The organism is Streptomyces melanogenes (genome assembly GCF_014649795.1).
Taxonomy (GTDB): domain Bacteria; phylum Actinomycetota; class Actinomycetes; order Streptomycetales; family Streptomycetaceae; genus Streptomyces; species Streptomyces noboritoensis.
Genome location: NZ_BMTS01000017.1, coordinates 1 through 20,689 on the forward strand (window position 1 = coordinate 1; position 20,689 = coordinate 20,689).

Consider the following 20,689-nt stretch of genomic DNA (forward strand, 5'->3'; position numbering starts at 1 on the left):
CGCCGCAGACTCCGCGAGCTCCAGTACCGCCCCGGCCTCCTCGACGGATGCCTCGCCGGAACCGGCCTCACCCTCACGACATCACGCCCACAAACTCAGTAACACTCCCGGCCCCGTTGGCCGTTCAGATTCTCGGCTAAGGATCGAACCGGCCAACGGGGTTCGGGGCAAGTCCCCCGCCCGGTCGCACGCCCCGTGAAGCGGAGACGGCCGGGCGGGGTTCCACGAATCACGCCCGCTCGCTACAACCGAAGGAGGGCCCAATCATGAGCGGCAAGGACGAGGTGAACGGGTACGACGTGTACGAGCAAGAGATCATCACGCCCGCCGAACCCGAGACTGAGCCGGAGGAGCCGGAGGAGCCGGACGGGAACGATGGGTAAAAAGCCGTGGGAGGGAGTCGGCGCGTTCATTAAGCGTGACTTGCCGGAGCGCTCCGAACTGTCGTGGCTGTGCCCGGTCCACAAGGACGCGGCGGCCATGCGGCTCGTGCTGCGCCGGAAGTATGTGTGCACCCTGTGTACGCGTGAGGCATCCCGCCCCGGCTGACACCGCACTGTGATGACGGCCAGGATGCCCGCTGACCGTCCGGCCCAGTGGTACCCGTGCCGACTGTGCAGCCCGAGCGTGAAGCACCGGTTGCCTCCCGTGCAGACCCCTGCACCCCGTCGGCCGGTCTGGGCAGTCCCTCGATGGGGTGTGGGTCAGGTGTCCTCCAACCGGACAAGCCGGAGCAGGGGCAGGACGTGCCCCGTCTGAGTTGACGTGCTCAGGCTCTCTGCCCCGGTCCGCCCCGATGGGGTGCCGTCCTAGGCGGTGAGGGACAAGAGCCCCGGTCGGCATTCCCCTGTGTGCTGGCCGAGGCTTTCCGCTGCTCAGGAACCCCCAGCGGCGCCGGGTAAGGCGTGACCCGCGCTGCGGTCAGTCCGTCGTCGCCGGGGCTGTGCGTGCGAGGTGGCGGGCGGTGGGTACCAGGGCTGCCGCGGCCGGTACGAGGAAGCAGGCGGCGGCGCACACGGCCAGGACGGATGTGACCCCGAACGCGTCGATGGCCGGGGCGATCAGGGCCAGGCCGACGGGCGCCAGGCCGTAGGAGACGAGGAAGTCCAGCGAGGAGACGCGAGCCAGTTTTTCCGGGGCGACCTCGCGCTGGGTGGCCGTGAACCAGGGCACGTTGAACAGTTCGATGCCGATCCCGGCGACGGCGTACGCGGCGACGACCACGACCGGGTGCACGGGCAGCATCAGGCTCAGCGGCGCGAAGCCGTACGCGGCCAGCCCGGCGAAGGCGGCCCAGCCCTGGGAGCGCGGTCGCCAGCGGGCGATGACCAGGGCCCCGCCGAGCGCGCCCACGGTGTACGCGGTCATGGCCGCGGCCAGCACCCATTGGGTGTCGTAGCGGTCCCGGCTGATCAGGGGCAGGGCGACGCTGGTGGCGGAGTAGCCGAGGGCGATGACGGCGACGAGAGCGGCCAGTCCGGCGAGGAACCAGGGGTGGCGGCGTGCTTCACGTATCCCCTCGAGGAACTCGGCGCGGAAGCCGGCGCGCGGGGCGGCCTCCGCTGCGAGGTTCACTGCGGCACCCCCCTTGCCCGGGACGAACGCGGCGACCAGCCAGAGCAGGCCGATGCCGACCAGGAGCGTCGAGACGTCGAGGAAGGCCGCGAGCAGCGCGGTCAGGGCGGGTCCGGTGAGCGTGGCGCTCCGTACCGCCAGGGTCATGGCGGCGTTGGCCTGCTGGCGGCGCTCGGGGGCGACGGTCTCGGCGGTGAGCGCCTGGAACGCCGGGCGGCAGGCGCCCTGTCCGGCGCCCGCGAGGGCGGCGGCGACCGTCATCAGCACGAGCGAGCGGCCGAGACCGGCGGCGAGGAGGGGCGCGGCGGCCGCGGCCGCGAGGGCCGACCAGAGGACGACCGCACGGCGGGAGTGCCGGTCGGCCAGCACGCCGCCGACGGCGACGGCGACGAGGAAGCCGGCGGTGCGCGCGGCGAGGACCAGGCCGAGGCCGGCGGCGCCGAGGTCGCGGTGGAGGACGGCGAGTCCGAGGACGAAGGGCAGGGCCCAGGTCGCGAGGCCGGAGGCGGTGGTGCCCGCCCACAGCCGCAGGAACGCGGTGTCGCGGAGGACCGAACGCGGGGGCGGGGCATCGGTCTTGGCCGCTGTCGGCGTGGGTGTGGTCGGCACGGTGTGGTTGCTCCTCGGGGGTGGGGGTTGCGGCTCGGCGAACCGCACCCGGATTCGTTAATGAAAATGAATACCATTACAGTACCCTTCGAACGCGGCACTCCTGCCCGGTGCACGACAACACCCACGCCTTCCTCCCGCCTCCCCTCCCTCCCCTCGCAGACCGGAGAACCCATGCGCCACCCAGCCCGCCTCGGCATCGCCCTGACCATCGCCCTCGCCACCGCAGGCTGCTCCACGGCAGCCAGCGACGGCTCCAGGACAGGTGCCAAGCCCGGCGCCCCGGCGGCCTCCGTCACCAGCTGCGGCCGCCAGGTGTCCGTCGCGGGGCCCCCGAAGCGGGCCGTCGCCCTGGACCAGACCTCGACCGAGACCCTGCTCGAACTCGGGCTCCAGGACCGGATGGCGGGAACGGCCAACCTCAAGACGAAGATCCCCGCGCAGTACGGGGCCGCGTACGCCAAGGTCCCGGTCATCGCCCCGAAGATCGCCACCGGCGAGCAGCTGCGCGCCGCCACCCCCGACTTCGTCGTCGCCGGCTCCACGGACCTCTACACCAAGGACCGCGCCGGCACCCGCGAGGAGCTGGCCTCCCTCAAGGTCCCCACCTTCGTCAGCGCCGTCGACTGCCCGCAGCAGAACCCGGCCGGCAAGACCCCCTTCGAGCTCCTCCTCTCCGACTACGAGAACCTGGGCAAGGTCTTCGGCACCGAGGAGCGGGCCCGTAAACTCGCCGCCGACCAGCGCGCGGCGGTCACCAAGGCCGGGGAGAACGCCTCCAAGGTTCCCCAAGGCGACCGGCCCACCGTGGTCTACCTCTACTCCGTCTTCAACGGCATGCCGTACGTGGCGGGCAAGAGCGGCCTGCCCAGCGAGATGAGCCGGATCGTCGGCGCGAAGAACGCCTTCGACGACGTGAACGAGGACTGGCCGGAGGTCTCCTGGGAGGAAGTCGCCAAGCGCGACCCCGACTTCATCGTGATCGGCGACCTGTCCGAGCGCGGACGGCCGGGCGACAGCGCGGCCGAGAAGCGCGCCGCGATGACCGGGCACCCGGTGGTCTCCAAGCTCGCGGCGGTCCGTGACCACAAGATCCTCGAGGTGCCGGGCATCGAGCTGGACCCGTCCGTGCGCTCGGTGCACGCCCTGGGGCTGCTGGCCAAGGGGATGAAGGACCTCGGGTATGTCCGCTGACCCGGAGGCCCGGGCGGGGTCGGTGGATCTCCTGCTTCCGACGGCCCGCGGGCGGGTGGTGGCGGAAGGCTCCGTCACCACCCCCCGGTCCGACAGGTCCACCGCGACCCGGACGGTCCTCTTCCTCCTCGCCGCGCTCGCCCTGGCGGGCTCGGTCACGGCGGCCGTGCGCATCGGCACCGCCGACGTGGGCTGGACCGACCTCGTCCGCGTCCTCGGCACCCATCTCGGCCTGGACGTGGAGCCGTTGCCCCCGCTGGTGGACTCCCTCGTCTGGGACCTTCGGCTGCCGCGCGTACTGATGGCCGCGCTCGTCGGCGCCTCGCTCGCCGTGTGCGGCACGGTGCTCCAGGCGGTCACCCGCAACGCGCTCGCCGACCCCTATCTGCTCGGCGTCTCCTCGGGCGCGTCCACGGGAGCCGTCGCCGTGATCGTCCTCGGCGTGGGCGCGAGCGCGCTCGGGGTCACCGGCGGCGCGCTCGCCGGCGCGCTGCTCTCCTTCGGACTGCTGCTCGCGCTGCTGCGGCGCACCGGCCTGGACTCGGTCCGCATCGTCCTCACCGGCGTGGTCGTCGGCCAGCTCTTCACCGCCCTGACCTCGCTCGTCCTGATGGCCTCGGCGGACGCGGACACCACGCGGGCCGTCACCCACTGGCTGCTGGGCTCGATGGCGCCCGCCCGCTGGAACACCGTCGCGGTCTGCGCCATCGTCACTCCCCTGGGACTGGTGGCGGCGTGGCTCTGCTCGAACGCCCTCGACGGGCTCGCGTTCGGCACCGACACCGCCGCGTCCCTCGGAATCGGCGTGCGGCGCACGCGGATGCTGCTGCTCGTGGTCACGGCCACGCTGACCGCGGTGGCGGTGGCCACCGTCGGCGCCATCGGTTTCGTCGGGCTGATCGTCCCCCACGGCGTGCGATTCCTCGTCGGACCGCTGCACCGGGTGCTGCTGCCGTACGCGGCGCTCGCGGGCGCGGTGTTCCTGGTGTGGACGGACGCGCTGGCGCGGATCGCCTTCGCACCCCGCGAGGTCCCCGTGGGCGTCATCACCGCACTGCTCGGCGTGCCGCTCTTCCTCCTCGTCCTGCGCAAGCGAGGTGAACTGTGAGGATCACCGTCGAAAAGCTGAGCTGGTCGGTGGCGGGCACCCCGGTCGTACGCGAGGTCAGCGCGGACATCGCCCCCGGCGAGACGGTCGGGCTGCTCGGCCCCAACGGCTCGGGCAAGTCCTCGCTGCTGCGCTGCCTGGCCGGCCTGCGGGCCCCCGACGCGGGCACGGTCCGCTACGACGACGAGCCCGTACGGGACTGGAGTGCGCGCCGGATCGCGCGCCATGTCGCCTTCGTCGAACAGGACTCGGGTGCGGACAGCGATCTGCGGGTCGCCGACGTCGTGGGCCTGGGGCGGACCCCGTTCCGAGACCGCTGGCGCGGACCGGACGCCACCGACCGGGCGGTGGTCGCCGCCGCACTGGAGCGCGTCGGACTCACCGCGCTCGCCGACCGCTCCTGGAAGGCCCTGTCGGGAGGCGAGCGCCAGCGCGCCCACATCGCCCGCGCGCTGGCCCAGCAGCCGTACGGGCTCCTGCTCGACGAGCCCACCAACCACCTCGACGTCAAACACCAGCTGGAACTCATGCAGTTGCTGAGCGGTACCGAACAGACCGTCCTGGTCGCGCTGCACGACCTGTCGCTCGCCGCCCGGTACTGCGACCGGCTGCTGCTCCTGCACCACGGCCGCCTGATCGCCTCCGGCACCCCCGCCGCGGTCCTGACCGCCGAGCGGCTCGCCGAGGTCTTCGAGGTGGACGCCGAACTCACCACCGATGCCCTGGGGCGTCCGGTGGTCACGTACCGCGGACCGCTGGAAGCGGCCACAACGCCCCAACCCTCTCTGTGAGAAGGAACCCCATGAACCGGACGTCCCCCGCCCCTTCCACCGCGCCCACCGTCGACGCGCTCGTCGAGGCCGTCCTCGCGGGCGAACACGGCCCGCTCCCCTCCGACTTGGTCGCGACCAGCGTGTTCTGGATCCACCACGGCACCCGTCTGGCCGGCGGCGACACCACCTACCTCAACCAGTACGTCCTGGTCCGCCTCGGCGGATCCTTCGGCGGCTGTGCCTTCGAGGCCGGCGAGATCGACCCCGCGATCTGCCGCGACTCCTCCGGCGCCCCGCTCGACGCCCTGCTGCGCGAGGCCCCGCGTCCGCTGCGGATCGCGGCCCTCGACGCCTATCTCTCCGAGACGCGTCCCCACCGCGTGGCCGCCGAGGCGGGCGACGCGGAGCCCGTCACCCTGCCCGCCGGCACCCCGGAGGTCCGTGCGAAGGCCCGCGACGCGGCCATCGCCGGCCTGCTCGACATCGAGGAGGGCGCGAAGGTCGGCCTCATCGGCGTCGTCAACCCGTTGATCGCGGCGATACGCGAACGCGGCGGCGCCCCGCTGCCGTGCGACCTCAACCTCAAGGCCACCCAGTGGGGCGACCCCGTCACCGACGACATGCACGAGGTACTGGACCGCGCCGAGGCCGTCGTCGCCACCGGAATGACCCTCAGCAACGGCTCGTTCGACACCATCCTGGAGCGCTGCCGGTCCCGGGGCATCCCGCTGATCGTCTACGCGCAGACCGGCAGCGCCGTCGCCCGCGCCTTCCTCGGCTCGGGCGTCACCGCCCTGTCCGCGGAACCGTTCCCCTTCTCCCAGTTCAGCGCCGAGGAGACGGGCCTGTACCGCTACCGGACGGTGGGCGGCGCGTGATTCCCACCGCCCGCACGGTGTTGCCCGGTGCCGGTGGGGAGGTCACCGGCACCGGGTACGCCCCCTGCCACCACGGCGAGATCCTCCAGGGCGTCTTCCTCGACGACGAAGGGCGCCGCTGCGCGGGCCTGGTCACCCTGCCGATGGCCGGGCCGGGCAGCAGCGCCGAGTTCGTCCGCCGGCCCGGCACGGCGCCCGAGGCGCTCACCGTCGTACCCGCCGACCGTACGAAGGCCGCGAGGGCCGCGGCCCTCGCGGTGGCGGAGTGCGCGGAGCGGACCGGACGGCCGCTCTGCGGCGGGGAGTTGCGGCTCACCGGTGACATACCGGTGGGCCTGGGCATGGGCAGCTCCACCAGCGACGTGATCGCCGCCGTGCGCGCGGTCGCGGACTCCTACGGGCTGCGGCCGGCCCCCGACACGGTCGCCCGGCTGACCGTGCGCGCGGAGTCGGCCTGCGATCCGCTGATGCTGGACGGCCGCCCGGTGCTGTTCGCCCAGCGGGAGGGCCGGGTCCTGGAGGTCCTCGGCCCTGCCCTGCCGCCGCTGGTCGTGGTGGGCTGCGCCCTCGGCGGAGGCGCGCCCGTGGACACCCTGTCCCTGCCCGTACGCGAGCCCGGCGACAGTGACCTACGGGCCTGGGAGCGGATGCGCACGCGGCTGCGCCGGGCGGTCGCGACCGGCGACGTACGGCTGCTCGGCCAGGTCGCCACCGCCAGCGCGCGGCGCGGCCAACAAGTCCTCGGCCACCCGGAGTTCGACGCCCTGACCGCGATCGCCCGCCGGGTCGGGGCGGCGGGTGTCCAGATCGCGCACAGCGGCGCGGTGGCGGGCGTGCTGTTCGACCCGGCCGCGCCGGGCCTGCGCCACCGCGTCCGCAGCTGCCTGCGCGCCCTGGACGCCCACGGCATCCCCGCCACCCGGACCTTCACGACGTTCACCACCACCAAGGAGATCCTGGATGGACCAGCACATCGCGGAGTCGATCGGCCGCCCGGACCTGATACGCCTCGACGACCGGCTCGTCTGCCTGCGCTTTGAGACGATGAAGGTGGTCTCCGCCCTCGCCGCGGTACGCCACCTGCTGGACACCGGGGCGGTGCGCCGCGGGGACACCCTGCTGGACAGCTCCAGCGGCATCTACGCGTACGCCCTCGCCCTGGCCTGCCACCGGCACGGCATGCGCTGCCACATCGTCGGCTCGACGACGGTGGACCACACGCTGCGCACCCAGCTCGCCGTGCTCGGGGCGACGCTGGAGCGGATGGAGCCGTGCAGCGACCTCAAGCTCGACCAGAAGCGGCGCGTCGAGCGGATCCACGAGATCCTCGCCGAACACCCCGAGTACCACTGGATGCGGCAGTACCACGACGACATCCACTACCTCGGCTACCGCGCGATCGCCGACCGGATCCGCGAGGAGAGCGGCACGGACGGGCTGACCGTCGTCGGCGGAGTCGGCTCGGGGGCCTCGACCGGAGCCCTGGCCCGCTACCTGCGTACGGATGCGGCGGATGTCGAACTGGTCGGCGTCCAGCCGTACGGCAGCGTCACCTTCGGCGCGGAGCATGTCTCCGACCCCGAGATCATCATCGCCGGGATCGGCAGCTCCATCCCCTTCGCCAACGTCTCGCACGAGCTGTACGACACCCTGCACTGGATCTCCTTCGACGCGGCCCTGTCCGGCAGCGTCGACCTGCTGCGCCGGCACGCGGTCTTCGCGGGCCTGTCGACCGGCGCCGGCTACCTCGCCGCCCGCCACGAACGCGACCGCTCCCCCGAACGAACGGTCCTCTTCATCGCCGCCGACACCGGCCACCGTTACGTCGACACCGTCTACGCCCGCCACCACGAGGCCACACCGATCACGGACCTCACCCCGCGAGAGATACCGGACCAAAGCCACTTGACCCTGCCGTGGTCCCGAATGCGCTGGAACCGGGCCCCGGCGACGGCCGTGGTGTCCTGAGGGATGCGCTATCCGGCGTCCCGTGCGTCAAGAGCTTGCATGCGGTGTATGGCGAGTTCGAAGGCGGTGGGCTTGATTTTCAGTGTGCCCCCGAAGGGGTGGTTGAACTGATAGACGATCAGCAGCATCACTCCGACGGTGAAGGCCAGAGCGCAGACCGCGCCGGCGTGGACGCGAAGGCTGCCGACCTCGAAGAGGTAGACGAATCCCACGGTCATCAGCGCGCCCACCAGCAGGGCGGCCCACAGCAGGGCCGGGACCCCGGCCGTGGCGGCCTCGTTCACGCGCTCGCGCCGCGCGTTGCCGAGTTGACCGACGGCATCCAGTACGGATTGGTAGCGGGCCTGGTCGGCGCCGGTCTCGGGCTGGCGGACATTGATGAACTCACGCAGGTCGGTGAAGAGCGCCCATGCGGCGGCACTGTCCTTGCCCTGGGCGAGCATGGGCCATTCCTTGTAGATGACGGTGGAGGTGTAGGACTCGGTGAGACGGGTCAAGGTGGTGCGTTCGGGCTGAGGCAAAGACCGGGCGTACCAGGAGATCTGCAGAAGGGCGTCGGTCTCCGTGTAGGTATTGGCGTGCTCGCGGGAGTGCGTGTCCCACACGCCCACGACGACCATGGCCAGCACGACGGCGTAGATGACCCCGATCTCCGCGTACACGAATCCCAGGACGTCGTTGTGCCGTCTACGGGAGTCAGCAGGGATGATCCGGGCCAGAACGTAGACCGCTCCTGCTGCGACCGTCGCCGCAACAGCGACACCGAGCAGCAGCGCGAACCCGAGCACAGGCATGGCAACTCGCTTTCACCCACTGGCCAGCTGAAAGCCGGCCCCAACGACATGGCAAAACGATTCCCTGGTGCCACAGGCAGGAGCGGGAGAGCACCCGGCGGACCGGAGTGCTTGGGGAGCGCGCAGAGGCAGACGACTGGCCGAAGTCCTGTGGGTTCACGACTCCATGACGGCAGCCGGGGTGTGCGGCGGCCTCACCCCGATGCCACGGCGAGGGTGACGACCCAGCGGTGGGGCGAGATCGGCCGCGTCCGGGTGAAGCCGTGGTTCTCGAAGACGGCCATCGGGCCGGTGTGCAGGAACGAGCCCGACACCGCACGGCCGTCGGTCTCCTCGGGATAGCCCTCGACCGTTCCACCTCCTTGACGGGCGATCTCGGCCAGCGCCCCGCTCAGCGCGGCATGGGCGACGCCGCGCTTGCGCAGACCCTTTCCCGTGAAGAAGCACGTGATGCGCCAGTCCGGCAGGGCCACGAGGTCCTTCTCGTACCTTCGTCTGCTCTTGATCTCCGGCAGCTCGGCCGACGAGCCGAACTGGCACCAGCCCAGGCATTCGTCACCCCCGAAGACGAGCGCGGCATGAGTGCTGCCCTCACGCACCCGCTGCTCCTTCTCGGCACGGTTCTGCTGGGAGGTGCGCCCTTTGCCGACCTTGACGTGAAAACCCATGCACCAGCAGCCGCCCCACACGCCGCCGTTCGCCTCGACGAGTCGGGCGAACGCGGGCCAGGTATCCGCGTCCAGCAGCCGGACGACGAGCGGGTCAGTGGATGAATCGCCTGCCATGTCGCTGCCCACGGTGCTCCTCGTGATGCCGGAACGGTGCTTCGGCCGACGGGACGATAGCACCCCGGAAGTGAATCGCAGCTCAGCAGCACGACGGCCCGATGGACGGGCCGGGGGGCATACCCGAAGCACACCGGGATGCCGCGTTCAGTGGCGCCCAACTGGTCTTCGCCACGCGCATCCGCCTGCCCCCGCAAGGAACAACCCGCCTCAGGCTGGCTACGTCAGGCGGACAACAGGCATTGTCCACGGACACACGGGGGCGTGAACCGGGGTGTGGCGCGTGCGGGTGCGGAGTGCTGCCCGGCACATACATCTACGAGCACCCGGACGAGTTCGCGCTGCACCATACCAGCGGCCAGCCCGGCTGGAACGGCGACTGGAGCCAGTACCACATCCACCACAACGACCGGCACTGGTGGGGCACCGAAGACCAGTTCGCCCAAGTGCAGCAGGGCTACGAACAACTGGCCGCGATGGTGGACGAACTGTGGCCGGAGCGGCACCATGTGCCGACTCCAGCCCCGGCCGTCTGACCCTCCCCACTAGGCTCAGGGGCTCCTCGCGGTCGCGCGTGCCCGCGCCGCTCACCGCACCGGACGGAGAAGAGGAGCGCCCGAGGTGGCTTCGCTCGTGACGATCGTGGCCCCGGCCGAACGGGCGGCACTGGCCTGTGGCCCCTCGACCAGGCCAGCGACGCCCACACCGCCACCCTGCGCCTGCGTCTCGGCGGCGCCCTCGCCACCGCTCGGCGCCACGGCCTCGGCCGAACAGACCTGGACCGGGGTGCCGACCAGGCGCGCCAAGCTCTGGCGGGCGGCGCGCTCGGCTACCGCGACCTGCAAGACCACCTCGCCAAGCAGTACTCAGAAACCACCGTCGAAGCGGTGCGTATGGGCATCAAGCGGGCCTGGGAATCCGGCCACATCGCCTACCGCAACACCGCCCCCACACTCCACCGCGAACAGCGGGCCTTCGCCCTCCTGGAACACGCCCATCCCGGGCTCACCCTGCACCGCAGTGACCCGGTCACCGCGGCCGTGGCACTGGTCCGCCGCTACCTGGGCGCCTACGGACCCGCAGCCGAAGGGGACCTGACGTGGTGGTCCGGGCTCACCCGCGCCGAGATCACCCCCGCCCTCACCGCGCTGCGTGACGAGATCACCCCGGTGCACGTCGAGGGCCTTCCCGCCACCCTCCTGGTGCTGAGCAGCGAGCTCGACACTCTCCGCGGAGCCACGCCGCTCCCAGCGGATCACGTGCGGCTCACGGCGTTCGAAGACCCAGCGTTCAAGGGCTACTTCACCACCCGCGCCCGCTACCTCGAAGCCGCCCACACCGAGCGGGCCTTCAATCCGATCGGCGAGGTCCGCGCCGCCATCACCGTCGCGGGCCGCATCACCGGCACGTGGTGGTGGGACAAGCAGACCCGCACCGTCGGCTGGGATCTGTTCGCCCGGCCACCGCGCGGCCTGGCACGCGTGATCCGGCAACGCCTGGAGGAGGCCGAGGCGTTCTTGCGCACTGAGCCGAACTGACCGCAGCACGTTCACTCATATGGCGAAAACCGTCCCAAGGCTCCGCCGGGCGCAGCGATAATCGGGGCCCTCACCCGCCCCGACAGAAACGCTCACCGCCATGACCACACCCGCCACCGTCCAGCGCCACCGCCGCATCTGCGACGTCCACCTCGTCCTCATCCGTGACGGCCACGTCCTGCTCAGCCTCCGCAAAGGCGGCTACGCCTCCGGTCAATGGCAGGTCCCCAGCGGCCACCTCGACGAAGGCGAACCCACCGACGACGGCACCGCCCGCGAAGGCTTCGAAGAAATCGGCGTCACCGTCCACACCCGCGACCTCGAACTCGCCCACTTCATCGACCACCGCTCCCCGGGCGAGGAACCCCGCCTCGGCGTCTTCTACCGCGCCCTGGCCTGGGACGGCGAACCCTACAACGCCGAGCCCGACAAATGCGGCGGCATCGCCTGGTACCCGCTCGACAACATCCCGCCCGAGACCGTGCCGTACCACGCCGCCGCCCTCACGCACATCGCCCACGGACGCGTACGCTCCCGCTTCGGATGGGAACCCACCACCGCCACCCCGCACACGCAGGGATGAACCGGCTCGTCTCAGGCTCGTTCGGGACGTGCCCGCGCGAGCGGACGGCCTTGCGGATCCGTGCGGCGGTTGTCGAGCACCCGCTCACACCTCATGTCCCGGTGTGGGCGGGCCGGGAGCCCCGGCCCGCCCACCGCCGCATCAGGCCGCCAGGGCTTCGCGGAGCGTTGAAGGCTTGAGTCCGAAGGTGTCGCGGATATCGCTGTCGTCCACGATGAACGGACGCTCGGACATGTAGCTCATCTCGGCGAACTCCCGCCACAGCGGATCGGCGAAGGACAGCAGTGCCAAGTCCCGTTCGGTGAGCGACTCCAACCGCGGTTCGGGCGCTCCGTGGAGTTCGGCGAGGTCGGTTGCGGCATGACGCACGGTCGTGGTGATGACCGGGGCGTGCCAGGCCCGTCCCCAGGCCCGCTCGTCGCCGCTGACCGCCACCAGCGTCGCAGCGACGTCCTCGGTGTAGGAAAACGAATGCGCCGCATCAGGGTTGCCGTGGACGAGAGCCAGTTCACCCTCGCGGACCCGGGGAGCTACCAGCAGCGTGAAAGGTGAGACCGCTCCTGAGCCCAGGTACTGGCCGGCCCGCACTTCGGTGGCCCGCAGCCGCCCTTCGTCGTGCGCGTCCTTGGCCCGCTGCCACAGGTCGGCTCTCACTCGGCCCTTCCGGGTGTGCGGGGCCATCGGGGTGCGCTCGGTGACCGAACCGGTGGTCTGCTGATAACCGTAGTGATTGCCGAGCATCACGTAGTCGGCCCCGGCCCGCTCGGTCGCGGCGAGGATCGAGGCGAACAACGGCGGCATCGTCTCCGGCCAGGTGTGGTAGGCGGTCATGGCCGCGTTGAAGACCGTGGCCGCTCCAGCCAGCGCCTCGGCCAGTTCGTCAGTGTGGCCCGCGTCCAGGGCGACCCGTTCGATGGCAGGGTGGTCGGGACCACTGCCGCTGCGGGTGATGAGGCGGACCCGCTGGCCGCTTTCGGCCAGTTGCCTGGCAATCGCGACCCCGGTCGCACCTGCCCCGATGACGACTGATCCACCCATGGTCTTGTCTCCGTTCACCATCAAAATGGAACGCCTCCCCGAAGGGGGAAACGTGGTGTACGGAGGGCCCGTCCGCACGCCCAACTCTGCCGTGCGGACGCGGGGTAGGTTAGTGGCCTGAAAGCCATGACCTCCAAGGATCTAGCCATGCATCGTGTCGCAGTCCTGGCCGTTCCCGCGGTCAAACCCTTCGACCTGTCCATGCCGTCCGCGCTGCTCGGCGCCGCCGAACTCGACGGACGCCCCGGCTATGAGGTGACGGTGTGCACTGCCACGCCCGGCGTGATCGCCGCCTCCGGCGGCATCGAGGTGGTGGTCCGGCACGGCCTTCAGGCCCTCGCGGCGGCGGACACGGTGATCGTCCCCTCGACCGCCAGCCGACACGACGCCGAGCCGGCCGTACTGGACGCCTTGCGGGAGGCGGCCGCCGCGGGCAAGCGCGTTGCCTCGATCTGCAGCGGCGCCTTCGTCCTCGCCCAAGCCGGACTCCTCGACGGCCGTATCGCCACCACCCACTGGGGCCTGGCCGAGGAAATGCAGCGCGCCTTCCCCTCGGTGCACGTGGACGCCGACCGGCTGTTCGCCGAGGACGGACCGATCATCACCGGTGCGGGCTCGGCCGCCGGGATCGACCTGTGCCTGCACCTGATCAGTTCCGACTACGGCGCGGCCGTGGCCAACGCGGCGGCCCGCGCCGCCGTCGTCACCCCGGTCCGCCACGGCGGGCAGGCGCAGTTCGTACAGACCCCGCTCCCAGCCAAGACCGAGTCCTCATTGGACGCGGCCCGCATCTGGGCGCTGCAGCACCTGGACCAGCCGATCCTCCTGCGCGACCTGGCCGGTCAAGCCAAGGTCAGCGTGCGGACCCTGACCCGCCATTTCACAGCCGAGACCGGTGTGACCCCGTTCCAATGGCTGCTCCAGCAGCGGCTGCTGCGGGCGCGCGAGCTGCTGGAGACCACCGATCTCACCGTCGACCAGGTGGCCGGCCGCAGCGGCCTCGGCTCCGGCGAGTCGCTCCGCCAACACCTGAGCCGCCAACTCGGCATGACCCCAGCCGCCTACCGGGGCGCCTTCCACCGCCCGAGCGTGAAGACTGGTCGGTGACCGCTCGACTCGGCCCGAACCTGGCGTTTCATAGCCCTGCAGGAACTGTTCGGCCTGCTCGTCGTCTACCAGGGCGTACGGCGCCGTCGATACCGCCGTACCTGCCGGGGTCAACCCGCCCGGGATCTCACTGACCGTCACTATCCGTACCGCCCGCCACACCGTGATCACCACAACCGGGACCACGACACAACGAGGGTGGCGGCCCACTCCCAGCAGTCGGTGCTGATCCTGCGGGACTGCCGTCTCAAAGCCGAACAGTGACCACGAGCCATTCTCGGCACTGCCCCGACAACACAACCGCACCCCGTACGGGGCAACTTTGAGCGCTTGGTCAGCTGCCGGTGGCCGCGTTGTCCGCGGACAAAGCCTCTGTCCGCTCCCTACTCGCTCTGGCCTGTTTCACGGCTTTTGGGCAGTCGCGGACAATTACCTTTCTTGCGACGGTTGGTGCGGCCGCGAGGTATGGATGCCCGGGGCAGCACGGTGGGTGGCGTTGCTCTCCTCCTCACCATCCCCGATGGCCCTCGCCCTCTCAGGGCCCAGGACAGGAAGACCGCACCCCTGGCAGGCCGGGGCGCGGGGAAAGGAACACGTGGTGTGGGACGAGTGGGAACAGCTGAAGCGGAGCACCGCGCAACGGCACGCGAGTCAGATGCGGCTCAACCATTACGGGCCCGATGACGGCCCCCCTCCGGCGACGAGCGCCGTCACCGGGGGCCTGCGGTCCACCCAGCAGGCGTGGAACAAGGCGGGCGAGGGCATCGGACACCTGAAGGAGGGGCTGGGCAAGGCCCTGACCGAGCTGACGGACGGGCAGCAGGGAGCCGACGCCGCGGGCTGCCTGACCGCGGGGGCACAAAAGGACGTGTTCGCCTCGTGGTCCCGGTATGTCAGGAGCGTCGATGCGCGCTGCGGCAGCATCAAGGAAGCGCTGGAGAAAGCCGGGCATGACCTCCTGGTGACCGACGACGCGGTCAGGGGCGCGTTCGGCGCCATCGACAGTCGATACGCCGACACGCACGCTGTCGGCGGCCAGAGCCCGGGGCGGTGACGGGCCGCCATGGACCTTGCGACCCTCCGTGCACTGAACCCGTCCGAATTCGCGCAGGCGGCCGACGGTTACCGCGCGACCAGCAACATGGCCGCCGCGGCCAAGGACCACATCGACAATATCGTCGCGGCCGGCATGCGCAAATCACTCAGCGGGGCAGCCCGGGACGCCGCACTGGCGGAGCTGAAGCAGCTGTCGGCCAACTTCCACTACACACAGATCGAGTGCGGGCTGGTGAGCACCGCACTCAACGGGTTCGTCCACGACATGAACGCGGCACGCGGCAAGCTCCTGTCCGCACTCGGTGACGCGGAGGTGTTCAAGTTCACCGTCGGCGCCGACGGCAGCATCACCTACCCGGCCGGACTGGCACGCAACGGTGTCGAGCTACCGCCTCCCGGTGGCACGGTCGCCGTCGGCGCCTCGCCCCAAGGCCCTGGTGCCCAGTCCGCCCTTGCTCACCTGGCCCCCGACCCCAACCCCCACCGGGCCGAGGCGATCGCCCTCGCGGACCGCGTCGCTGCCGCCCTCAAAGAGGCGACGGACGCGGATGCCAAGTGGGAGCCCAAGATACGGGCGCTGACGGCCGACGACGACCTCACCGTCTCGGTCTACGACCTCGCTGACGCCCAGTCGGACATGACCGGCGTAGAGCAGGCCGGCCAGAGCTATCTGGACTCCATCAGCGGGCCACCGAAAAACGCCACTCCGGCGCAGAACGCCAGTTGGTGGAAGGGACTCACCCCGCAGGAACAGGAGGCATACCTCTCCCTCCACCCCGAACTCGTGGGCAAGCTCGACGGTCTGCCCGCCGAGGTCAGGGACGAGGCCAACCGCGTCGTGCTGGACGAGAAACAGGCCGAGTACCGGATCAAACTGGACCCGATACCCAAGGAGCCCGCCAACAAGACAACCATGTTGATCACCACGACCGGGCCTGTCGAGATCACTACTGACGAATGGTCGAACTGGAACCGGAAGTACGGCGATCAATACCGCCACCTCACCGCCTCCCTCAACGGCATGGAGGCCATCCAGAAGCGTTTCGACCTGTCCGGCACCGAGGGGCTGCCCGAGGCATACCTGCTCGGCTTCAGCCCCGAGGGGCGCGGCCGCGCCATCGTCGCCACCGGAAACCCGGACACCGCGGAGCACCAGGCGGTGTACGTACCGGGCACGGGAGCCAAGCTGGAAGGCATCGGTGGCGGGATCGACCGGATGACCGAACTCTGGCGCCAGACCAATCAGGTGTCCCCGGGCGCTTCGGTGTCGACGATCACCTGGCTGGGCTACGACGCTCCCCAGAGCATCGTGAAGGACGCTCCCTCGGGGGACTTCGCCTACGCCGGCGCCCCGGCCTACCGCCATTTCCTGGATGGCCTGGACGCCTCCCACAACGGCCCCGGGGAACCCCACCGGACGGCCATCGGCCACTCCTACGGCACCACCCTGATCGGGGCGGCAGCTCAGAAGGGTGAACTCAACGCCGACGACGTGATCTTCGCCGGAAGCCCAGGAGTCAAGGTCGGCTCGGCCGAGCAGATGGACGTTCCCAAGGGGCACGTATGGAACGAGGAAGCCGACGGTGACAAAGTGCCCGACTGGGGCCGCTTCGGCCACGGCGGCATCCAGTGGAAGATCGGCGGCGGAGTCTTCGTCATTCCCAGCGATGACGCCTTCGGGGCACATCAGATGAACACCCACGCAGAGGGCAACGGGCCGGGTCATCTCAAAGGATCAGAAGGCCATAGCGAGTACTGGAGCCCGGGTACCACGGCGCTCAAGAACCAGGCGCTGGTCGTGGTCGGCAAATACGCAGACGTCACCGCTCCCCACTAGCGCGGCCCACCAGGCCTCCGGCTCGCACGAGCGTTGGTATCAGCCGAGTCGCGCCGCATGGGCCTCACACCTACCACTTCTCCTCACCGGATGTGGCATGACTGACAACGACGCCAGCAAATCCTCCTCCCGCATGACGGCCCCGCACATCCCCTCCGCAGGCACCGCCGGAACCGAAGAGGCAGTCGCCGCCGTGAAGGAGGTCTCCAGCCAGCTCTACGACTTCCTTGGGGTACCCGGGACAGCGTCCGCACCCGGGCCCGGCATCCGGGAGTGCCAAGGAAAGGACCCCAACACCTACTTCCAGGTCTACCACCCATGGAACTTCCTGCCGACGTCCTCCGCCGACATCAACACCGCTATGGCCAACCTCAAGGCCAAACTCAGCACGGACGGCTGGACGCTCAAGGACACCTACCACGACAACAGCCCCAACAAGAACCCCAACCTCATAGCAGACAACAACAGCAGGATGGTGAGCGTCTGGAGCGTCATGTACGGCAAGCGCGACACCCCGAGCATCGGCATCGAGGTCAGGTCCGGCTGCTACCGCGTGCCCGAGGGACAGACCGTCGATCACTCTTAGCTCAAGGGCCGCCAGCAAGCCGCGCGACCTCACCACCGCCAAAGGAAACCCACCGCGGTCTGGGCCCCAGGGCGCCGCCAACCCCCCGGAGCGGCAGACCGCTCGGCTCAGCAACCAACGCCAACCGGCTCACCAAGCACGTCACCTGAGCCGGCCCCGAATACGCGCAGAGGCGCGCCAGTGCGGCCAGGACAGTCACCGACGCGCGCAGCTTGCTCCGGGTACCTCCACCCGTCGCCGCTCCTGCCGCAACGCAGCCGCTGCGTGTCATCCAGCAGGTCCACCACAGCACCGCTCACGACAAGGAGATCCATGAAGAAGAGGACCAAGTACCAGACGTGTGCCGCAACCGCGGTGATGGCCTTCGGCGTCCTTGGCCTGATCTCGGCCCCCACGGCGCAGGCTGCCACAACCAACGCTCTGACCTGCAGGAACATCGACACAGGCGGTCCGTCGAGGCACCCCGAGGGGTACGGCGACGGGCGGGTCTGCGACGGCAACATCACGGGCACGGTGCACGACACCCGAGCCGACGGCCGCTGCCCCTACGTCCGCATCCACTTCACCGACGGGGGCACATGGGATTCACCGTGGGCCGGAGGGAAAGGGAAGATCACTTACTTCAGCGGGTACTACCCGAGTGACTACCTCTCCGCGGACCTGCTGTACATCTCCTGCTGAGAGCGCGGCCCAACGGCGCTTGACCCTCAACCGCCGTCTGCCCTCAAGGTACTGACGCCATCCGAGCGCGGGGGCGACCCACGTTGCCCCCGCGCCTGTCCGCAAGAGAAGGGAATGAACATGAGAAGCAAGCGTTCTCTGGCCATCATCGCGCTGGGCGCCGTCTGCTCCCTCGGGCTGGCATCGGCCCCCTGGGCCCAGGCGTCCGAAGCCGGAGTGCAGACCTGCGATGTCTTCACAACCGACAAATACCCTGAAGGGTACGGCGACGGGCGGGTCTGCGACGGCAACATCACGGGCACGGTGCACGACACCCGAGCCGACGGCCGCTGCCCCTACGTGCGGATCTTCTTCGACGACGGGGGCTGGTGGGAGTCGCCGTGGGCCGGAGGAAAGGGAAAGGTCACCTACTTCAGTGGGTACCACACCGGCAGGCGCACCTCGGCCGTACTCGACTACATCTCGTGCTGACGCCCTACCTGGCTGTACCGGCGCCGTCAGGTCCGAGGAGAGCGGGTTTACCGGCCAGGACCGGTTGAACAAACTGCAGATCACTCCAGACGCCGTTGGTCACGAGGGAACGCGCGAGATCCGCGCGCTCCCCACCCTCCCTTCCGGCGTCCCGCCGAACATCGTCCGACGTCGCCGTCCTTCCCTGGTGCGACGGCATCAGGCAGGGGCGTGTCCCGGTGCCCGGGCCCTACACCCCAGCCCCCCCCACAGCGCGTCACTCGGGGGCCGGACCCTCGCCGGCGTCGTTCAGGAGGTGGCGGCCTTCTGGCCCGGTTCTTGATCGTGCGCACGCATGGCGTGTCCGTCCGGTCGGCGAAGAGGACACCCGCCGACGGTCCGCCGCAGCAGGCTAGGGCCCGGCCTCTTTCCGGCCAAGGCCGTCCGTTCCGCCGTTGCACCGGGCCGCGCCCGGGGACGACAGGGCGAGCAGGCGAGAGGGCAGAGGACTCGATCGAAGTGCAACCCTCGGGTTGCACCCAGCACCACAACGTGCAACTCTGGAGTTGCATCCGATGGTGGCGATGAAGGGAGTCCCCTCATGAGTGAGGACCGGATCGAGCGCGAAACCCTGATCGAGGCGTCCCTGGAGCGGGTCTGGTCGTTGGTGGCCGAGCCCGGGTTCTGGGTGGCCGACAAGGCGAGCCTGCCCGGCACGGCGGCCAGGGAAGGCGAGACCATGGTGGCGAAGAACCCGGAGTACGGAGACTTCCCGGTGCGCGTGGAGAAGGTTGAGCCGCCTACCTATCTGGCCTACCGCTGGGCCAGCGCGTTCCCGGGAGAAGAGCTGCGCGAGGACAACAGCACCCTCGTGGAGTTCACCCTGACACCGGAAGGCGGCGGGACGCGGCTGCGCGTGGTCGAGAGCGGGTTCGCGGCGCTGGCCGGGTCCGAGGACCTGCGGGGCAGGGCGGTCAAGGACAACACCGGCGGCTGGGCCCAGGAACTCGACGCGCTCAAGACGCGCGCCGAACAGCCTTCCGCGTGAGCGACGAACCCCGCGGCGCCGTCGAGTCGGTCGACACCGTCCTCGCGGCTCTGGCCGACCCGACGCGGCGACGGCTGCTCGAACTGCTCGCCGCCAAGGGCGAGGCCACCGCGACGACGCTCGCCGAACACCTTCCCGTCTCGCGTCAGGCCGTGGTCAAACACCTCGCGGTCCTGGACGCCGCCGGGCTGGTGAGCGGCGGCCGCATCGGGCGCGAGGTGCGCTATACGGTGCGGCCCGCGGCGCTCGATGCGACGGCGCGGTGGATGGCATCGCTCGCCGCCGACTGGGACCGGCGGCTGGCACACATCAAGCGCGTCGCCGAGGCCGCGGAGCGGGACGCGCAGGCCCGACCGGACAAGCCGTAACAGGTCACGTCCACCGGCGTGACCCCGCAGAGGAGCATGATCATGTCTATGGAGAACCGACACCTCACCCACGCCCCTGCCGCGTACGCCTGCATGCTGGTGCGCAGGCCCGCGACAGAGGCGTTCCAGGCCTTCGCCGATCCGGCCGTCACATCCCGGTTCTGGTACAGCAAGAGCAGCGGACCCATGGTGACGGGAGCCCAGGTGCGCTGGGAATGGGAAACCTACGGGGCATCGGCCGACGTCCGCGTCCAGGAGGTACAGGAAGGACGTCTGATCCGGTTCGAGTGGGGCAACTACGAGCAGCCGACCACGGTCGAGCTCAAGTTCACCCCGCGCACAGCACAGGCCACCTTCGTCGAGGCCACCGAGACCGGCTTCCAGGGCTCGGGGGACGACACCGTCCGCTGGGTGAACGACACCGTCGGCGGCTTCACCACCGCGCTCTGCGCGATGAAAGCCCTGCTCGAACACGGCATCGAACTCAACGCCGTCCCCGACCACCACCCCGCCTGACCGCCCTCCCCCGCCCGCTCCCGATCTGGAGGGGTGGCCGCTGCCTCAGTGTCCCCCGTTGGCACGCGCCGGTGGATCTACGATGAAGGACGACGAGGGGGCACGCGATTGAGATACTTCGGGTTCTACGACGCGATGCCGTACGCGCTCGGCGCGGGTGTGCGAGCGGCAGACCTTCCCCGGGGGGGGGGGGGGGG

22 protein-coding genes are annotated in these 20,689 nt (G+C 70.3%); 18 read left to right on the plus strand and 4 right to left on the minus strand.

Features of this window, described 5'->3' with window-relative positions; translation table 11 throughout:
- Positions 1-921 precede the first annotated feature (921 nt).
- Entirely contained in the window at positions 922-2,184 is a 1,263-nt protein-coding gene (locus tag IE252_RS30540; RefSeq protein ID WP_190092664.1) for an MFS transporter, read from the minus strand.
- Between the two features lie 174 nt (positions 2,185-2,358).
- Here IE252_RS30540 and IE252_RS30545 point away from each other — a divergent pair, with 174 nt between their 5' ends.
- The 6 genes from IE252_RS30545 to IE252_RS30570 are packed head-to-tail and all read left to right on the plus strand — an operon-like array spanning position 2,359 to position 8,105.
- Entirely contained in the window at positions 2,359-3,378 is a 1,020-nt protein-coding gene (locus tag IE252_RS30545; RefSeq protein WP_190092665.1) for an ABC transporter substrate-binding protein, read from the plus strand.
- Positions 3,368-4,486: a FecCD family ABC transporter permease gene (locus IE252_RS30550; RefSeq protein ID WP_229848879.1), complete on the plus strand. Its 1,119-nt coding sequence runs from the start codon at positions 3,368-3,370 to the stop codon at positions 4,484-4,486. Before IE252_RS30545 ends, IE252_RS30550 begins: the two co-directional genes overlap by 11 nt.
- Positions 4,483-5,277, plus strand: coding sequence for an ABC transporter ATP-binding protein (locus IE252_RS30555; protein ID WP_190092666.1), 795 nt, complete (start codon positions 4,483-4,485; stop codon positions 5,275-5,277). The genes IE252_RS30550 and IE252_RS30555 overlap by 4 nt, the downstream gene beginning before the upstream one ends.
- Before the next feature lie 11 nt (positions 5,278-5,288).
- A complete protein-coding gene (locus tag IE252_RS30560; protein ID WP_190092667.1) occupies positions 5,289-6,137 on the plus strand; it encodes a Rossmann-like domain-containing protein in 849 nt (282 codons plus the stop codon).
- Positions 6,134-7,177 (plus strand): GHMP family kinase ATP-binding protein, encoded by a 1,044-nt coding sequence (locus IE252_RS30565; RefSeq protein WP_229848880.1) that lies wholly within the window; start codon positions 6,134-6,136, stop codon positions 7,175-7,177. Before IE252_RS30560 ends, IE252_RS30565 begins: the two co-directional genes overlap by 4 nt.
- Positions 7,098-8,105 carry a pyridoxal-phosphate dependent enzyme gene (locus IE252_RS30570; protein ID WP_190092668.1) on the plus strand — a complete coding sequence of 336 codons (1,008 nt, stop codon included), beginning with the start codon at positions 7,098-7,100 and terminating at the stop codon, positions 8,103-8,105. The genes IE252_RS30565 and IE252_RS30570 overlap by 80 nt, the downstream gene beginning before the upstream one ends.
- Before the next feature lie 8 nt (positions 8,106-8,113).
- On the opposite strand, the gene IE252_RS30575 is transcribed toward IE252_RS30570, so the two are convergent.
- Positions 8,114-8,899: a bestrophin-like domain gene (locus IE252_RS30575; RefSeq protein WP_190092669.1), complete on the minus strand. Its 786-nt coding sequence runs from the start codon at positions 8,897-8,899 to the stop codon at positions 8,114-8,116.
- Positions 8,900-9,093: 194 nt separating this feature from the next.
- Positions 9,094-9,684, minus strand: coding sequence for a GNAT family N-acetyltransferase (locus IE252_RS30580; RefSeq protein WP_190092670.1), 591 nt, complete (start codon positions 9,682-9,684; stop codon positions 9,094-9,096).
- 296 nt (positions 9,685-9,980) lie between these two features.
- On the opposite strand from IE252_RS30580, the gene IE252_RS30585 reads away from it, so the two are divergent.
- The 3 genes from IE252_RS30585 to IE252_RS30595 all read left to right on the plus strand — a co-directional run bounded on the left by IE252_RS30585 (position 9,981) and on the right by IE252_RS30595 (position 11,805).
- Positions 9,981-10,220, plus strand: a complete 240-nt coding sequence (locus tag IE252_RS30585; RefSeq protein WP_190092671.1) for a hypothetical protein — start codon at positions 9,981-9,983, stop codon at positions 10,218-10,220.
- A 183-nt stretch (positions 10,221-10,403) separates the two neighbouring features.
- Complete coding sequence (locus IE252_RS30590) at positions 10,404-11,222, plus strand: DNA glycosylase AlkZ-like family protein (RefSeq protein ID WP_229848899.1); 819 nt, start codon at positions 10,404-10,406, stop codon at positions 11,220-11,222.
- Positions 11,223-11,322: 100 nt separating this feature from the next.
- Positions 11,323-11,805: an NUDIX hydrolase gene (locus IE252_RS30595; RefSeq protein WP_190092672.1), complete on the plus strand. Its 483-nt coding sequence runs from the start codon at positions 11,323-11,325 to the stop codon at positions 11,803-11,805.
- A 141-nt stretch (positions 11,806-11,946) separates the two neighbouring features.
- On the opposite strand, the gene IE252_RS30600 is transcribed toward IE252_RS30595, so the two are convergent.
- Positions 11,947-12,864, minus strand: a complete 918-nt coding sequence (locus tag IE252_RS30600) for an NAD-dependent epimerase/dehydratase family protein (RefSeq protein ID WP_229848881.1) — start codon at positions 12,862-12,864, stop codon at positions 11,947-11,949.
- Between the two features lie 126 nt (positions 12,865-12,990).
- Here IE252_RS30600 and IE252_RS30605 point away from each other — a divergent pair, with 126 nt between their 5' ends.
- From IE252_RS30605 to IE252_RS30645, 9 genes are all read left to right on the plus strand, one after another.
- The gene (locus IE252_RS30605) at positions 12,991-13,950 is read left to right on the plus strand and encodes a GlxA family transcriptional regulator (protein ID WP_190092673.1); all 960 of its coding nucleotides are present in this window, start codon (positions 12,991-12,993) and stop codon (positions 13,948-13,950) included.
- Between the two features lie 595 nt (positions 13,951-14,545).
- A complete protein-coding gene (locus IE252_RS30610; protein ID WP_190092674.1) occupies positions 14,546-15,004 on the plus strand; it encodes a hypothetical protein in 459 nt (152 codons plus the stop codon).
- Between the two features lie 9 nt (positions 15,005-15,013).
- Positions 15,014-16,843: an alpha/beta hydrolase gene (locus IE252_RS30615; protein ID WP_190092675.1), complete on the plus strand. Its 1,830-nt coding sequence runs from the start codon at positions 15,014-15,016 to the stop codon at positions 16,841-16,843.
- Between the two features lie 97 nt (positions 16,844-16,940).
- Positions 16,941-17,429, plus strand: coding sequence for a hypothetical protein (locus tag IE252_RS30620; protein ID WP_190092676.1), 489 nt, complete (start codon positions 16,941-16,943; stop codon positions 17,427-17,429).
- Positions 17,430-17,741: 312 nt separating this feature from the next.
- Positions 17,742-18,110, plus strand: a complete 369-nt coding sequence (locus IE252_RS30625; protein ID WP_190092677.1) for a hypothetical protein — start codon at positions 17,742-17,744, stop codon at positions 18,108-18,110.
- Between the two features lie 120 nt (positions 18,111-18,230).
- Entirely contained in the window at positions 18,231-18,581 is a 351-nt protein-coding gene (locus IE252_RS30630; protein ID WP_190092678.1) for a hypothetical protein, read from the plus strand.
- A gap of 580 nt (positions 18,582-19,161) precedes the next feature.
- A complete protein-coding gene (locus IE252_RS30635) occupies positions 19,162-19,608 on the plus strand; it encodes an SRPBCC domain-containing protein (RefSeq protein WP_190092679.1) in 447 nt (148 codons plus the stop codon).
- Positions 19,605-19,976, plus strand: coding sequence for an ArsR/SmtB family transcription factor (locus tag IE252_RS30640; protein WP_190092680.1), 372 nt, complete (start codon positions 19,605-19,607; stop codon positions 19,974-19,976). Before IE252_RS30635 ends, IE252_RS30640 begins: the two co-directional genes overlap by 4 nt.
- Before the next feature lie 42 nt (positions 19,977-20,018).
- Entirely contained in the window at positions 20,019-20,492 is a 474-nt protein-coding gene (locus IE252_RS30645; protein WP_229848882.1) for an SRPBCC family protein, read from the plus strand.
- The last annotated feature ends 197 nt before the right edge of the window (positions 20,493-20,689 follow it).

Coding starts and splice junctions, on each gene's coding strand:
- IE252_RS30545 (WP_190092665.1), top strand. CDS start 2,359: ATGCGCCACCCAGCCCGCCTCGGCATCGCCCTGACCATCGCCCTCGCC.
- IE252_RS30550 (WP_229848879.1), top strand. CDS start 3,368: ATGTCCGCTGACCCGGAGGCCCGGGCGGGGTCGGTGGATCTCCTGCTT.
- IE252_RS30560 (WP_190092667.1), top strand. CDS start 5,289: ATGAACCGGACGTCCCCCGCCCCTTCCACCGCGCCCACCGTCGACGCG.
- IE252_RS30570 (WP_190092668.1), top strand. CDS start 7,098: ATGGACCAGCACATCGCGGAGTCGATCGGCCGCCCGGACCTGATACGC.
- IE252_RS30575 (WP_190092669.1), bottom strand. CDS start 8,899: ATGCCTGTGCTCGGGTTCGCGCTGCTGCTCGGTGTCGCTGTTGCGGCG.
- IE252_RS30580 (WP_190092670.1), bottom strand. CDS start 9,684: ATGGCAGGCGATTCATCCACTGACCCGCTCGTCGTCCGGCTGCTGGAC.
- IE252_RS30595 (WP_190092672.1), top strand. CDS start 11,323: ATGACCACACCCGCCACCGTCCAGCGCCACCGCCGCATCTGCGACGTC.
- IE252_RS30600 (WP_229848881.1), bottom strand. CDS start 12,864: ATGGTGAACGGAGACAAGACCATGGGTGGATCAGTCGTCATCGGGGCA.
- IE252_RS30605 (WP_190092673.1), top strand. CDS start 12,991: ATGCATCGTGTCGCAGTCCTGGCCGTTCCCGCGGTCAAACCCTTCGAC.
- IE252_RS30615 (WP_190092675.1), top strand. CDS start 15,014: ATGGACCTTGCGACCCTCCGTGCACTGAACCCGTCCGAATTCGCGCAG.
- IE252_RS30620 (WP_190092676.1), top strand. CDS start 16,941: ATGACTGACAACGACGCCAGCAAATCCTCCTCCCGCATGACGGCCCCG.
- IE252_RS30625 (WP_190092677.1), top strand. CDS start 17,742: ATGAAGAAGAGGACCAAGTACCAGACGTGTGCCGCAACCGCGGTGATG.
- IE252_RS30630 (WP_190092678.1), top strand. CDS start 18,231: ATGAGAAGCAAGCGTTCTCTGGCCATCATCGCGCTGGGCGCCGTCTGC.
- IE252_RS30635 (WP_190092679.1), top strand. CDS start 19,162: ATGAGTGAGGACCGGATCGAGCGCGAAACCCTGATCGAGGCGTCCCTG.
- IE252_RS30645 (WP_229848882.1), top strand. CDS start 20,019: ATGTCTATGGAGAACCGACACCTCACCCACGCCCCTGCCGCGTACGCC.